Genomic DNA, 14,762 nt, shown 5'->3' with positions numbered 1-14,762 from the left:
TACAGGGCATGCAGGACGTCGAGGAGTTCCGGGCGCAGGTCCGCGGTTGGCTCGCCGACAATCTGGCCGGCGAATTCGCGGCACTTAAGGGCCTCGGCGGGCCGGGGCGCGAGCACGAAGCGTTCGAGGAACGCCGGGCGTGGAATCAGCGCCTGGCCGCCGCGGGGCTGACCTGCCTGGGCTGGCCGGAAGAACACGGCGGGCGGGGGCTCTCGACCGCGCACCGGGTGGCGTTCTACGAGGAATACGCCCGCGCCGACGCGCCGGACAAGGTCAACCACTTCGGCGAGGAACTGCTGGGTCCGACGCTGATCGCGTTCGGAACGCCGCAGCAGCAGCGGCGCTTCCTGCCGCGCATCCGCGACGTCACCGAGCTGTGGTGTCAGGGATATTCGGAGCCCGGCGCTGGCAGCGACCTGGCCAGCGTTGCGACCACCGCAGAACTCGACGGCGACCAGTGGGTGATAAACGGCCAGAAGGTGTGGACGTCGCTGGCGCACCTGTCGCAATGGTGCTTTGTGCTCGCACGCACCGAGAAGGGCTCGCAGCGCCACGCCGGCCTGTCGTATCTGCTGGTGCCGCTGGACCAGCCCGGCGTGCAGATCCGGCCGATCGTGCAGATCACCGGCACCGCGGAGTTCAACGAGGTGTTCTTCGACGACGCCCGCACCGACGCCGACCTGGTGGTCGGCGCACCGGGCGACGGCTGGCGGGTCGCGATGGCGACGCTGACCTTCGAGCGCGGCGTCTCGACGCTGGGTCAGCAGATCGTCTACGCCCGTGAGCTTTCCAATCTGGTCGAGCTGGCGCGGCGCACCGCCGCCGCGGATGACCCGCTGATCCGGGAGCGGCTGACCCGGGCGTGGACCGGGCTGCGCGCCATGCGCTCCTATGCTTTGGCCACCATGGAAGGGCCAGCCGTTGAGCAGCCCGGCCAGGACAATGTGTCAAAGTTGTTGTGGGCCAACTGGCATCGCAACCTGGGTGAGCTGGCCATGGACGTGATCGGTAAACCCGGAATGACCATGCCCGACGGCGAGTTCGACGAGTGGCAGCGGCTATATCTATTCACCCGCGCCGACACCATCTACGGAGGATCCAACGAGATCCAGCGCAACATCATCGCCGAGCGGGTGCTCGGTCTGCCCCGGGAGGCCAAGGGATGAACCTGTCCGTAGCGCCGAAAGAGATTGCCGGACATGGACTTCTGGATGGCAAGGTGGTCGTCGTGACGGCGGCTGCGGGCACCGGCATCGGTTCGGCCACCGCGCGGCGAGCCTTGGCGGAGGGCGCCGACGTGGTGATCTCGGACCACCATGAACGACGGCTGGGGGAGACGGCCGCCGAGTTGTCTGCGCTGGGGCTGGGCCGGGTGGAGCATGTGGTGTGCGACGTGACGTCCACCGCCCAGGTCGACGCGCTGATCGACTCGACCACCGCCCGGATGGGCCGGCTCGACGTGCTGGTCAACAACGCCGGGCTGGGCGGGCAGACGCCGGTGGCCGACATGACCGACGACGAGTGGGACCGCGTGTTAGACGTGAGCCTGACGTCGGTGTTCCGGGCCACCCGGGCCGCATTGCGCTACTTCCGCGACGCGCCGCATGGCGGGGTGATCGTCAACAACGCCAGCGTGCTGGGCTGGCGGGCCCAGCATTCGCAGTCGCACTATGCCGCCGCCAAGGCCGGGGTGATGGCGTTGACCCGGTGCAGCGCAATCGAAGCCGCCGAGTATGGGGTGCGGATCAACGCCGTCTCGCCCAGCATCGCCCGGCACAAGTTCCTGGACAAGACCGCCTCGGCCGAGCTGCTGGACCGGCTGGCGGCCGGCGAGGCGTTCGGCCGGGCCGCCGAGCCCTGGGAGGTGGCGGCCACCATCGCGTTTCTGGCCAGCGACTACTCGAGTTACCTGACTGGTGAGGTGATTTCGGTATCCTGCCAGCACCCGTGAGTGTCGCGCTACCCCAACAGCTGGCGCAGGTTGAACAACCCCGATATGGCGGTGCCCATGTTAAACAGGCCCGTGTTCAAGCCGCTCCGGACGGAGCCAAAGAGGGTGCCCGGGACGCCGATGTTGCCAATGCCCGAGGTCTGGCCGTTGATGACAGTGCCCCCGCTGGCCGTGTTGAAGAACCCGGAGACGTCGACGGCTAAGGGGCCGGTGGGGGTGTTGAAGAAGCCCGAGACGTCGGTGCCGGTGTTGCCGAAGCCCGAGTTGGTCAGGCCGCTGTCGGTAATGATCCCGAAACCGGTGTTCACATTGCCCGCATTCCACGAGCCGGTGTTGATGTTGCCCGAGTTCCCATTGCCGGTGTTGACGTTGCCGGAGTTGTCAAACCCCGTGTTGACGAAGCCCGCGTTTCCGAAGCCGGTGTTTAATTCACCCGCGTTCCCCAAGCCGGTGTTGAGGATGCTCGCGTTCCCGAAGCCGGTGTTGAGAACGCCCGCGTTCCCGAAGCCGATGTTGGCGTTGCCGGAATTCCCGACGCCCAGGTTGTTGAGGTCGCCAGGCACCAGGGTATTGGCTCCGGTGTTGAAGACGCCGATGTTGCCGCTGCCGGAGTTGAACAAGCCGATGTTGTTGGTGCCGGAGTTGCCGATGCCGATATTGCCGCTGCCGGAGTTCAGCAGCCCGGCCAGGTTGATGCCCATCTGATTGTTGCCGGTGAGCCCGATTCCGATGTTGTTGTTGCCGGTGTTGCCGAAGCCGAAGTTGTTGTTGCCGGTGTTGCCGCCACCGATGTTGCCGTTGCCGGTGTTGCCGCCGCCGGTGTTGGCGTCGCCGGTGTTGCCGAAGCCCATGTTGTTGTTGCCGATGTTGCCCAGGCCCACGTTGTTCTGGCCCGGCGTCGCCAAGAGGTTAACGTCTATGGGGCCCTGGTTGCCGAAGCCGATGTTTCCGGTGCCGACGTTGCCGGCGCCGAAGTTGTCGCTGCCTCGGTTGCCGCTGCCGATGTTGTTATTGCCGATGTTGCCGCCGCCGAGGTTGGAGCTGCCTTTGTTTCCGTTGCCGATGTTGCCGCTGCCGGTGTTGCCGCCGCCGAGGTTGGCGTTGCCCTGGTTGCCGATGCCCAGATTGGGCAGGGTGTTGAGGAACTGTTGCAGGCCGGCCGGCAACGGCAACTGCGCGGCGGCCTGCGAGGCCCCGGCGTGATAGCCGGTCATCGCCGCCACATCAGCGGCCCAGTATTCCTCGTAAAGGCTTTCAACGGCGGCGATCCACGGCGCGTTGAGCCCCAGCCAATTCGACCGAATCAACGCCAAGAACGCCTCACGGTTGGCCGCCACCGCGGCCGGAGGCACGATCGCGGCCTTGGCGGCCTCGAACACGCTGGCCACCGCCTTAGCCTGCCCGGCAGCCAGCTGGGCTTGAGCCGAGGCTGTGGTCAAAAAGCCCGCATACGGCGCCGCCGCGGCGGCCATCGCCGCCGACGCCGGGCCCTGCCACGCCTGCCCGGTTAACCCCGTGGTCACCGAGGAGAACGACGACGCGGCGGTTCCCAACTCCGCGGCCAGCCCGTCCCAGGCCGCCGCCGCCTGAAGCATCGGCGCCGAACCGGCACCCAGGTACATCCGCAACGAGTTGATCTCCGGCGGCAACACCGAAAAATGAGCCATGTTGACCTCCTCGTTACTGGCGCCGCCGCCGCACCAGGGTGATCGGCACGATCCGCGTAGTCCGATTAGGCTATGACGACGCGCGGAAGAATATGCGCAATCCGCCAGAATGCCCAGAACGCTAGGCACTCTCCGCCGATACCCCAGATGTCTCCCGTGATCAGGTACCAAGCCCCTCGATCCTGCACCTGGGCCGGGCTGTGCGGGCAAGGCGTCCATCCAGCGCCAGCAACGTCGCATCTAATGCCCCGGTGAGCGAAGGGCGCATCCCTCGTACCGAATTCCCGGATTCCCACCCCATCGAGGTCGCAGCTGGCCGAGCAAGCGCTTGGTTGATAGTCTGGTCGGATGGATCGAGTGGCCGGTCAGGTCAATAGCCGGCGAGGCGAGTTGCTGGAGCTCGCGGCGGCGATGTTCGCCGAGCGCGGACTGCGCGCCACCACCGTGCGCGATATCGCCGACGGCGCCGGCATCCTATCCGGCAGCCTGTATCACCATTTCGCCTCCAAAGAGGAGATGGTCGATGAGCTGTTACGCGGTTTCCTCGATTGGCTCTTCGCCCGTTACCGCGACATCGTGGATAGCACGGCCAATCCGCTGGAGCGGCTGCAGGGCCTGTTCATGGCGTCGTTTGAGGCGATCGAGCATCATCACGCGCAAGTGGTGATCTACCAGGATGAAGCGCAACGGCTGGCGTCGCAACCCAGGTTTTCCTACATCGAGGACCGTAACAAGCAGCAGCGCAAGATGTGGGTGGACGTGCTCAACCAGGGCATCGAAGAGGGCTACTTCCGGCCCGACCTAGACGTCGACCTGGTCTACCGATTCATCCGTGACACCACCTGGGTGTCGGTGCGCTGGTATCGACCCGGTGGGCCGCTCACCGCCCAGCAGGTGGGCCAGCAATACCTAGCCATCGTGCTTGGCGGGATCACCAAAGAGGGAGTCTGAAATGCCCCGTGTCGACGACGATGCGGTGGGGGTACCACTCACTGGCAACGGGAGAGGAGCGGTTATGACAGAGGCGTACGTCATCGACGCCGTACGGACCGCGGTCGGCAAGCGGGGCGGCGCACTGGCCGGTATCCATCCCGTCGACCTGGGTGCCCTGGCCTGGCGCGGACTGCTGGACCGGACCGACATCGACCCCGCCGCCGTCGACGACGTGATCGCCGGATGTGTCGACGCCATCGGCGGACAGGCGGGCAACATCGCCCGACTGTCGTGGCTGGCCGCCGGCTATCCCGAAGAGGTCCCCGGTGTCACCGTGGACCGCCAGTGCGGATCCAGCCAGCAGGCGATTTCCTTTGGCGCGCAGGCGATCATGTCCGGCACGGCGGATGTCATCGTGGCCGGCGGCGTGCAGAACATGAGCCAGATCCCGATCTCGTCGGCGATGACCGTGGGCGAACAGTTCGGGTTCACCTCGCCGACCAACGAATCCAAGCAATGGTTACACCGGTATGGCGACCAGGAGATTTCACAGTTCCGTGGCTCGGAGCTGATCGCCGAGAAGTGGAACCTGTCCCGTGAAGAGATGGAGCGGTACTCGCTGACCAGCCACGAACGCGCGTTCGCGGCGATCCGCGCCGGCCACTTCGAAAACGAAATCATCACTGTGGAAACCGAATCCGGGCCGTTCCGGGTTGATGAGGGCCCGCGGGAGTCGTCGCTGGAGAAGATGGCCGGCTTGCAGCCGCTGGTCGAGGGCGGCCGGCTGACGGCGGCGATGGCCAGTCAGATCTCCGACGGCGCCAGTGCAGTGTTGCTGGCCTCCGAGCGGGCCGTCAAAGACCATGGACTTAGGCCCCGTGCCCGCATCCACCACATCAGTGCGCGCGCCGCCGACCCGGTATTCATGCTGACCGGACCCATCCCCGCCACCCGGTACGCGCTGGACAAGACCGGGCTTGCCATCGACGACATCGACACCGTCGAGATCAACGAGGCGTTCGCGCCGGTAGTTATGGCCTGGCTCAAGGAAATCAAGGCCGACCCGGCGAAGGTCAACCCCAACGGCGGCGCGATCGCGCTGGGGCATCCGCTAGGCGCCACCGGCGCCAAACTGTTCACCACCATGCTGGGCGAGCTGGAGCGCATCGGTGGCCGCTACGGGCTGCAGACCATGTGCGAGGGCGGCGGCACCGCCAACGTCACCATTATCGAGCGGCTGTAGGCCTTCGTTGGCGCCGAGGGTGAATCTCACGACGGGTCGTCGGCGTGTCGCGTCGTGCGATTCACTGTCGGCGGGGTGTCGGTGGGTGATGCCAGGATGTGGCCATGGACGAACTTCCATGGCCCGTCCTGGGCTCGGAAGTGTTGGCCGCAAAGGCCATTCCGGAGCGGGCCATGAGACAGCTCTACGAGCCAGTCTACCCGGGCGTCTACGCCCCGGCCGGTGTGGAGCTGACGGCGCGCCAGCGCGCCCACGCGGCGTGGCTGTGGTCGCGGCGCCGCGCCGTCGTGGCCGGCAATTCGGCGGCGGCGCTGCTTGGCGCGAAGTGGGTAAACCCAGCGCTTGACGCAGAGTTAGTGCACGCCAATCGAAAGCCTCCGCCGCGCATCGTCGTGCACACGGATCGATTGGCGCCGCACGAGACGGTTGCGGTTGACGGTGTCGCGGTAACCACCCCGGCGCGCACCGCCTTCGATATCGGGCGGCGCACACCCTCGCGGCTGCAGGCCGTTCAACGGCTGGACGCGTTGGCGAATTCGACCGATGTCAAGGTCGCCGACGTGCAGGCCGTCATTGCCGAACATACCGGTGCGCGCGGCCTGGTCCGCCTCCGTGCGGTGCTGCCGCTGATCGACGGGGGTGCGGAATCCCCACAGGAGACGTGGACCCGATTGGTGTTGATCGATGCCGGTCTGCCGAAGCCGCAAACACAGATCAGAGTGTTTGACGACTACGGGGACTTCGTCGCCCGCATCGACCTGGGCTACGAGCAATTGCGAGTCGGTGTCGAGTATGACGGGCCACAGCATTGGACAGACCCGGCGCAGCGGGCTCGGGACATCGAGCGGTCCACCGCGTTGCTGGATCTGGGCTGGACGATCATCAGGGTCACCAGTGAGCTGCTCTGGTACCGCCGGGGCACGTTCGTTGGCCGCGTCGATGCCGCGATGCGGGCGGCGGGATGGCGCCCATGAGCGCCGAGAGTGAACCACACGACGGCGAATCGGCGTGTCGCGTCGTCAGATTCACAGTCGGCGCAAGTATGGGGCGGCGCCACGAACCTAGGCGTCGTAGTCGACGGCGACGAATGGTGTCGTCGGGTGTGACTGGCAGGTCAGGATGTAGCCGGCATCCAGCTCCGCCTTCCGGAGGGCGAAGTTGTGGTCCATCTCGACGTTGCCCTCGATCAGTTTGGCTCGGCAGGTGCCGCATGCGCCGCCCATGCACGCATACGGCGCATCGCTGCGCAGCCCCAGCGCCCCTTCCAGAATCGAGTCGCCGGGCACCAGATCGAATATCGCCCGCTGCCCGGACAGCGTGAAGGTGACGGTGGCTCCCGCATAGGAGGGACGGGTCGCCGGGGGCGTGTCGAACCCGTAGAACAACTCCAGGTGAATGCGCTCGGAGTCCACGCCGTGCTCGATCAGGGTCTCGCGCACCGCGGTGGCCATGGCGAGCGGGCCGCAGATGAACCATTCGTCCACACCGGCCGGCCGCAGGGTACTCGTCAGCCACCTGGTGAGTTTGTCTCGGTCGATGCGCCCGCGCAGCTCCGGGGTGTGCAGCGGCTCGCTGGAGAGCACGTGCAGGATTTCCAGCCGGTCGGCATAGCGCGACTCCAGACGATCCAGCTCGGCCCGAAACATCGTCGATTCCTTGGTGCGGTTGCCGTAGATCAGCGTGAATCGGCTTTCGGTCTCGATCTCCAGCGTGGTCGCCAGGATGGACAGCACCGGGGTGATCCCGCTGCCGGCCACCAGGCCCACATAGTGCTTGCGGTGCAACGGATCCAGCGGGGTGCCGAACCGGCCGGTCGGTGTCATCAGCTCGAGCACGTCGCCGGCCTTCAGTTCGTTGGCCACGAACGTCGAAAACGCCCCGCCGGGAATGTGTTTGACGGCGATGCGCAGCTGGGCGCGGGTGGCCGGGGCGCAGATCGAGTAGTTGCGCCGGATGCCTTGGCCGCCCAGGTCGGTGCGCACCGTCACGTGCTGGCCCGGCTCGAATCGGAACGCGTCCCGCAATGCTTCCGGCACCGCGAAAGTCACCAGGGTGGCATCGGCGGTGATGGGATCCACCGACGCGACCGGGATGCGGTGCAGCACCGCGTGCGGCGAGCTGGAGCGGGCCGGCATCCGCACCGGCAGCAGTCGCGCGAGCCGGCCGTTGAGCTCCTTCCACTGCCGGTACTCGTCCGGATTCAGTTGCTGGCCAAAGACCGTGGAGATCGCGGCGTTGCGTTCCAGATACGCCTCCTCGTTGCGCCGCCAGGTGCGCAGGTACCGGTAGAACGGCACCGACGGGTGCAGGTGGTGCACCAAGTGGTAGTTCTGCGACAGCAGCACCGGGGTGAACAGCCACTCGGCGCCAACCCGGTTGCGGGTCGCGCGGTAGCGGTTGCTGCGCTGGGTGTCCTCCAGACCGTGGTGGGGCAGCCAGTCGAACCACCAGGCCAGCACGGTAAGGCCGATACGTTGCGGGATCAGGAAGACGATCGCCAGCGTCCAGAAGTTGCCGGTGACGATGGCGACGATCAGGCCGGTCAGGAACAGGGTCATCATCACCAGCGTCTCGGCGACCTCGATGACCGGCCGGCTGCGGCCGCGAGGCAGGTAGTACTTGATGTAGAAGTACTCGACCATCGACCAGCGCAACGGCAGCACCCACAGCGAGCCGTGTGAGGCGAAGGTGTCCGGGTCTTGCTCGTCGTCGTTGGAATGGCGGTGGTGCTGGATGTGGATGTACCCGAAGGCCGGGAACGCGACCACCGGCCCGACGAAAAGCCACGCCAGCCGCCCGAACAGCCCGTTCACCCACCGGATGGAGCTGATCGCGTAATGCGATGCGTCATGCACGACGGTGAACATCACGAACGTGACCGCGGCGTTGACGGGGATCGTCACCCAGAACGGGATCCATCCGCTGATGTAAGCGGTCGTAGAACCGACGAACGCGGTGAGCGTGGCCAGGAAGATCCCGATCGTGGGCAGCGCGAGTCTGGGGACCGACTCACCGGGGTCCGGCAGAGGGTGGTGCGCGGCGGACTCTGGAGCCGCCTGGTCCATCTCGACGGTCGACATAGCTGCGATAGCGTACTCTGCTTGACACGCGTCAGTCACTCCACCAGCGCAGATGCGGTTTGTAAATGTGTGATGGCGTCAAGCACGATCGACTCGATCAGCTCTTTGCACGACGGTAGGTCGTCAAGAATGCCCGCTACCTGGCCCGATGCCAGCACCCCGGCCTCGGTGTTGCCGTCGACCAGGCCGGCTTTGAGCAGCATCGGGGTGTTTGCCGCCATCAGCACCTGTGACCAGGTCAATTCCTTGCCGTGGCGCATGGTCAGGCCGTCTCGGATCATCGACCGCCAGGTCATCTGCGACATCCGTCTAAACTTGCCGGCATTGCGCAGCGCGGCCGCGAAACCTCGTGCCCGCGAGCCGCTTTCCAGCTTCTCGACCAGCTCGGTGCGCAGCACCCGGTGCGGCATCCCGTCGACGCGGGTGGTGACCACGGTGCCGTCCAAGCCGGCCTGCAGGTAACGCCGTTTGACCGCGTCGGGCACGGTGGAATCCGAGGTGAGCAGAAACCGGGTGCCCATGGCCACCCCGGCGGCGCCGTAGCACAACGCCGCGGCTAGCCCGCGCCCGTCGAAGAAGCCGCCGGCGGCGATCACCGGGATGCCGGTGCCCGCCACGGCGTCCAGCACCGACGGCAACAGCAGCGTGGTGGCGACCGGCCCGGTGTGGCCGCCGCCCTCGCCGCCCTGCACGATCATCGCGTCGGCGCCCCAGGCCGCCACCTTGCGCGCATGTTTGGCCGCGCCGATCGACGGTATGACCACCGCGCCGGCTTCTTTGAGCCGGGCGATCAGCTGCTGTTTGGGTGCCAACGCGAACGAGGCCACCCGCACCCCCTCGCGGATCATCAACTCGACGCGGTCGCCCGCGTCGGCTGCGTCGGCGCGGATGTTCACCCCGAATGGCTTGTCGGTGACGGCCTTGACCTTTGTGATCGCCGCCGCCAGCTCGTCCAGCGTCATGGTGGCCGAGGCCAAGATGCCCAGCCCGCCCGCGTTGGCGGTGGCCGACACCAGCCGGGCACCGGCCACCCAGCCCATCCCGGTCTGCACCACCGGGTGCTCGATGCCGATGAGCTCGGTCAGCGGCGTACGCAGCCTCATAGCCACCGCCGACAATGCAGTGGGGGTACCACCCGCTTGCAGGGGACGAAGCGATGTGGGCGCACCTCCCGCTTGCGGGGGAGAGGAGGCGGAACAATCATGATCGTATCTCCCTGTCCCGCAACGACTTCGGATCGATTACCGCGCGGATCAGGTGCAGTTCGTCGTCGGTGGGCAGCCTGGTCTGCTCGGCCGCGTCGAGGTCATGCACCTCGAACGAGGTGGCGTCGCGGACGTCGCCGGGCGTCACCCCGGGGTGTAGGGATACCGCCCGCATGGAGTGGTCGGGGCCGCCGAAGTCGAACACGCCTAGGTTGGACACCACCCGGTAGACGTTGACGAACCGGAAGGCCGGATTGTCCGGATCCACCTTGTCGTAGCCGATGCCGGAGACCACATCGACGGCCTCGACAAAGACCCGCTTGCAGTGGTTGCCCACCCAGTAACTGGTGGCGTGGTTGATGGTGTTGCCCGGCGAGCCGCGGACGCCGAACATCTGCCGGGTCGGCCGCTGCAGCGGCCCGAACGCCGAGATGTTCTGATTGCCATAGCGGTCGACCTGATTGGCGCCCATCACCACGTGCCGGCGCCCCCAGGCCAGGGTTTCGAAAACCCGGCCGAACGGCATCCACCCCTCAATCCTGTTTGGGGCGCCCGTCTTGCCCAATGCCGGTGTGTCCGCGAGCAGCTGAGCCTCGCCGTCGGTCAGCAGAATGTCCGGCGCGAAGGTGAGCCGCGCCAGCCGCGCCCCTACCGAGGCCATGTTGGTCATGGGGCTGATCATGATTTCGCCTGCATCGCGGAACAACTCGGCGCAGGCGACGGCACACACTTCGGCTCGGGTGCTCACCGTGATGCTCCAAAGTTGTGCACCGCGGCCTGGTAGTCCGCTTCGGTGCCGGATAGGTAGGTGTGCACGAACTGCTGCCAACCCACCTGTGTCGACGCCGCTTCGGCGTAGTGCCGCTGGAACTGCTCGTCGCGCCCGTAGTCCGGTGCGGCGGTGGTGAAGTGGGCGCCGCCGGGTGCTTCCACGATGGCGTCGACCATCATCCGGTTGACCAACAGCGCCTGCGGCGGCACCGATTTGACCAGTTCCTCGGTGGCGACGATGCGCTCCACCGACAGAAAGCGCCGCTCGGCGGCCATCAAGAAGAGATCGTCGAAGTAGGGGTCGATGCCGGTGTAGGCCGCATTGCCGTGGCTGTCACCGAGATTCAAGTGGGCGAAGGCGGCATCCAGGCGCAGTGCCGGCATGGCGATCAGTGTCTCGTACCCGCCGCCAGGCGCCGGATACGGCGACGTGACCGTCTGCAGCTCGCCTGCCCAGAACTGTGGTACCGAGCTGCCCAGCCCGGCGCGAATAGGCAGGAACGGCAGCCGTTGTGCCGCGGCCTGCAAACCGCAGCGCAGCATGCCCTCGTCCATCTCCCGGGCCTCGATCGCGCCGCTGGTGCGGGCGTGCGCGAACCACGGGTCGTAGAACGGCGGCGAGTCCAGCGAGACGAACCCGTAGTAGACCCGCTTGACCTTGCCCGCCGAGCACAGCAGCCCCAGGTCCGGCCCGCCGTAGGTGACCACCGTCAAATCGGTGACATCCGAGCGCAGGATGGCCCGCACGAACGCCATGGGCTTGCGCCGCGAGCCCCAGCCGGCGATGCCGATGGTCATGCCGCTGCGCAATTGCGCGACGGCGTCGTCAAGAGCGGTTCGTTTATCGGGCACTATGACTTCTTCACAAAGGCGTCGCGGTGCTCGTCGGCGACTCCGGCGAGGTTGAGCTCGAAGGTAAAACCTTGCTCCATCCGGTAACTCGCATTGACCCGTTGCACGTCGATGAAGTTCAGCGCCTCCTTGGCGGCGCGGATGACCCGGGTGTCTTTGGCGGCGATGTCGCGGGCCACCCGCAAAGCGGCCTCGTCCAGCTGATCGCGGGACACCACCTCGTGCACCGAGCCGAAGTGCTGCAAGGTGGCCGCGTCCACGGTGGCCGCCGTAAAGAACAGCCGTCGCATCAGGTGCTGGGGCACCAGCCGCGAGAGGTGCGTGGCCGCGCCCAGCGCGCCCCGTTCCACCTCGGGCAGGCCGAAGGTGGCGTCCTCGGAGGCCACGATGACGTCGGAGTTGCCGACCAGGCCGATGCCGCCGCCCACGCAGAATCCGTTCACGGCGGCGATCACCGGCACCGCGCACTCGTAGACGGCGCGGAATGCGGCGAAGCAGCCGCGGTTGGCGTCGATCAGCGCCGTGAAACCTTCGGTTCGTTGCATCTCTTTGATGTCCACCCCGGCGTTGAAGCCGCGCCCCTCGGCCCGCAGGATCACCGCGCGGGTGTCGGAGTTGGCGCCCGCGGCCGTCACCGCGTCGGCCAGGTCGAACCACGCTTTCGACGGGATGGCGTTGACCGGCGGGTAGTCGACGGTGACCGCGACGATGCCCGGTTCGGGCGTGGTGGAGGTGATCGGCATTGCACTCCTGCGGGTTCGCTACCTAAGCAAGCACTTGCTTGGTACGCTAGCACAGTGACTCTCGCCGAGGCAGCCGACGCCATCAATTTCGGGCTGGCCGGGCGGGTGGTTTTGGTCACCGGCGGTGTCCGCGGGGTAGGCGCGGGCATCAGCTCGGTATTCGCCGAACAGGGCGCGACCGTGATCACCTGCGCGCGACGAGCGGTCGACGGCCAACCGTATGAGTTCCACCGCTGCGACATCCGGGACGAGGACTCGGTCAAGCGCCTGGTCGGTGAGATCGGGGAGCGGCACGGCCGACTCGACATGCTGGTCAACAACGCGGGCGGCTCGCCATACGCGCTGGCCGCCGAGGCGACACACAACTTCCACCGAAAGATCGTCGAGCTCAATGTGCTTGCACCGCTGCTGGTTTCCCAGCACGCCAACGTGCTGATGCAAGCGCAGCCCAACGGTGGGTCGATCGTAAACATCTGTAGCGTCAGCGGTCGCCGTCCCACTCCCGGCACGGCGGCCTATGGCGCGGCCAAGGCAGGCCTGGAAAACCTGACCACCACGCTGGCGGTGGAATGGGCACCCAAGGTTCGGGTCAACGCCGTGGTGGTCGGCATGGTGGAAACCGAACGGTCCGAACTGTTCTACGGTGATGCCGAGTCGATCGCTCGCGTCGCCGCCACGGTGCCGTTGGGCCGGCTGGCACGACCTGCCGACATTGGTTGGGCTGCAGCGTTTTTGGCGTCCGATGCGGCGTCATATATCAGCGGGGCGACGCTCGAGGTGCACGGCGGCGGTGAGCCGCCGCCGTACCTGGGCGCCTCGAGTGCCAACAAGTGACGAGCAAAGGAGCAATGGGGTCATGGGCTTGGTCGACGGCCGGGTGGTCATCGTCACCGGAGCGGGTGGCGGCATCGGCCGCGCACATGCGTTGGCCTTCGCGGCCGAGGGTGCGCGCGTGGTGGTCAACGATATCGGTGTGGGCCTGGACGGTTCGCCGGCAAGCGGCGGCAGCGCAGCCCAAGACGTGGTCGACGAGATCCTTGCGGCCGGTGGCCAAGCCGTCGCCGACGGGTCGGACATCTCGGACTGGGACCAGGCGGCCAACCTGATCCAGGCCGCCGTCGAGACGTACGGTGGTGTGGACGTCCTGGTGAACAATGCCGGCATCGTGCGGGACCGGATGATCGCCAACACCAGCGAAGAGGAGTTCGACGCTGTCATCGCGGTGCACCTCAAGGGCCACTTCGCCACCATGCGGCACGCCGCGTCCCATTGGCGGGGACTGTCCAAGGCGGGCAAAGCCCCGAAAGACATTGACGCGCGGATCATCAACACCAGCTCTGGCGCGGGCCTACAGGGCAGCGTGGGGCAGGGCAACTACAGCGCCGCCAAGGCCGGAATCGCGGCGCTGACGCTCGTCGGCGCCGCCGAAATGAGGCGGTACGGCGTGACCGTCAACGCGATCGCGCCGGCGGCGCGCACCCGCATGACCGAGACTGTGTTCGCGGAGATGATGGCCAAGCCGCAGGAGGGGTTCGACGCGATGGCCCCGGAGAACGTCTCACCCTTGGTGGTATGGCTGGGCAGTGCGGAGTCCCGCGATGTCACTGGGAAGGTATTCGAGGTCGAGGGCGGCATCATCCGGGTCGCCGAGGGCTGGGCGCATGGCCCGCAGGTGGACAAGGGCGTGAAATGGGATCCGGCCGAGCTGGGGCCCGTCGTCAGCGACCTGTTGGCCAAGTCGCGGCCGCCGGTTCCGGTCTATGGGGCCTAGTTATCTGCGCCGAGCGTGAACTCAGGGCGAGATTTCGGCCGTTTTCTCGCCCTGGCTTCACGTTCGGCGAAGTTGGGAACGGTCAGGGTTCGCAAACCACGATCGGGATCGTGCGGTCGGTCCAGGACTGGTAGTCCTGATAACTTGGGTACATCGTGACCAACTGTGGCCAATATTCGGCGCGCTCCTCGTCGGTCGCGTCCCGCGCGGTAAGGTCCAGCACTTCCTTTTTGATCTGTACCTGAACCTTGGGGTTGGCCTTGAGGTTGAGGTACCACATCGGGTTCTTCTCCGCGCCGCCCTTGGAGGCCGCGACAATGACCCGCCCACCGTCGCGCAGGAAGTAGAGCGGGTTGACCCGCGGCTGGCCGGTCTTGCGGCCGGTGGTGGTCAGCAGCGCGACCGGAATCTTCTGGAAGGTGCCGCCCAGACCCTCCCCGTCGTTGCGGCGGTACATCCAGGTATTAATCCGTGACATCCACTTGATAAAGAAGTCGCTGAGCGGCGAATTCAGAAACCGCGGCGGTGATTTCGGCATGACGCTGA

At 66.6% G+C, this 14,762-nt stretch carries 14 protein-coding genes and 1 other annotated feature; of the genes, 7 read left to right on the top strand and 7 right to left on the bottom strand.

The genetic code is table 11. From position 1 onward, the window contains the following. Positions 1-8 precede the first annotated feature (8 nt). Both fadE30 and Rv3559c read left to right on the top strand, forming a co-directional pair. The gene (gene fadE30 / locus Rv3560c) at positions 9-1,166 is read left to right on the top strand and encodes an acyl-CoA dehydrogenase FadE30 (protein ID NP_218077.1); all 1,158 of its coding nucleotides are present in this window, start codon (positions 9-11) and stop codon (positions 1,164-1,166) included. Then, positions 1,163-1,951 (top strand): oxidoreductase, encoded by a 789-nt coding sequence (locus Rv3559c; protein NP_218076.1) that lies wholly within the window; start codon positions 1,163-1,165, stop codon positions 1,949-1,951. Before fadE30 ends, Rv3559c begins: the two co-directional genes overlap by 4 nt. Positions 1,952-1,959: 8 nt before the next feature. On the opposite strand, the gene PPE64 is transcribed toward Rv3559c, so the two are convergent. Continuing rightward, entirely contained in the window at positions 1,960-3,618 is a 1,659-nt protein-coding gene (gene PPE64, locus Rv3558; RefSeq protein YP_177988.1) for a PPE family protein PPE64, read from the bottom strand. Between the two features lie 348 nt (positions 3,619-3,966). Between PPE64 and Rv3557c the strand changes: the two genes are divergently transcribed. From Rv3557c to Rv3555c, 3 genes are all read left to right on the top strand, one after another. Continuing rightward, a complete protein-coding gene (locus tag Rv3557c) occupies positions 3,967-4,569 on the top strand; it encodes an HTH-type transcriptional regulator KstR2 (protein NP_218074.1) in 603 nt (200 codons plus the stop codon). Positions 4,570-4,633: 64 nt separating this feature from the next. Then, entirely contained in the window at positions 4,634-5,794 is a 1,161-nt protein-coding gene (fadA6, locus tag Rv3556c) for an acetyl-CoA acetyltransferase FadA (protein ID NP_218073.1), read from the top strand. 104 nt (positions 5,795-5,898) lie between these two features. Further along, a complete protein-coding gene (locus tag Rv3555c; protein NP_218072.1) occupies positions 5,899-6,768 on the top strand; it encodes a hypothetical protein in 870 nt (289 codons plus the stop codon). Between the two features lie 87 nt (positions 6,769-6,855). Here Rv3555c and fdxB read toward each other — a convergent pair whose 3' ends face one another. The 5 genes from fdxB to echA20 form a co-directional block, all read right to left on the bottom strand. After that, a complete protein-coding gene (gene fdxB, locus Rv3554; RefSeq protein ID NP_218071.1) occupies positions 6,856-8,913 on the bottom strand; it encodes an electron transfer protein FdxB in 2,058 nt (685 codons plus the stop codon). Continuing rightward, positions 8,910-9,977: an oxidoreductase gene (locus tag Rv3553; protein ID NP_218070.1), complete on the bottom strand. Its 1,068-nt coding sequence runs from the start codon at positions 9,975-9,977 to the stop codon at positions 8,910-8,912. Before Rv3553 ends, fdxB begins: the two co-directional genes overlap by 4 nt. Then, positions 9,973-10,030 (top strand) — a repeat region (58 bp Mycobacterial Interspersed Repetitive Unit,Class III.). It overlaps the preceding gene by 5 nt. Positions 10,031-10,074: 44 nt before the next feature. Beyond that, positions 10,075-10,827, bottom strand: a complete 753-nt coding sequence (locus Rv3552) for a CoA-transferase subunit beta (protein NP_218069.1) — start codon at positions 10,825-10,827, stop codon at positions 10,075-10,077. After that, a complete protein-coding gene (locus tag Rv3551) occupies positions 10,824-11,702 on the bottom strand; it encodes a CoA-transferase subunit alpha (protein ID NP_218068.1) in 879 nt (292 codons plus the stop codon). The genes Rv3552 and Rv3551 overlap by 4 nt, the downstream gene beginning before the upstream one ends. Continuing rightward, a complete protein-coding gene (echA20, locus tag Rv3550) occupies positions 11,702-12,445 on the bottom strand; it encodes an enoyl-CoA hydratase EchA20 (protein NP_218067.1) in 744 nt (247 codons plus the stop codon). Before echA20 ends, Rv3551 begins: the two co-directional genes overlap by 1 nt. A 54-nt stretch (positions 12,446-12,499) precedes the next feature. On the opposite strand from echA20, the gene Rv3549c reads away from it, so the two are divergent. Both Rv3549c and Rv3548c read left to right on the top strand, forming a co-directional pair. After that, the gene (locus Rv3549c; RefSeq protein ID NP_218066.1) at positions 12,500-13,279 is read left to right on the top strand and encodes a short-chain type dehydrogenase/reductase; all 780 of its coding nucleotides are present in this window, start codon (positions 12,500-12,502) and stop codon (positions 13,277-13,279) included. A gap of 22 nt (positions 13,280-13,301) precedes the next feature. Next, positions 13,302-14,216 (top strand): short-chain type dehydrogenase/reductase, encoded by a 915-nt coding sequence (locus tag Rv3548c; protein ID NP_218065.1) that lies wholly within the window; start codon positions 13,302-13,304, stop codon positions 14,214-14,216. An 82-nt stretch (positions 14,217-14,298) separates the two neighbouring features. Here the strand turns inward: Rv3548c and ddn are convergent, their stop codons facing one another. Next, positions 14,299-14,754, bottom strand: a complete 456-nt coding sequence (gene ddn / locus Rv3547; protein NP_218064.1) for a deazaflavin-dependent nitroreductase — start codon at positions 14,752-14,754, stop codon at positions 14,299-14,301. Between the last annotated feature and the right edge of the window lie 8 nt (positions 14,755-14,762).

Origin of the sequence: Mycobacterium tuberculosis H37Rv (assembly GCF_000195955.2) — a bacterium.
Lineage (GTDB): Bacteria > Actinomycetota > Actinomycetes > Mycobacteriales > Mycobacteriaceae > Mycobacterium > Mycobacterium tuberculosis.
Note: the sequence above shows the minus strand (reverse complement) of the source record. Positions and strands in the feature narration are given on the sequence as shown.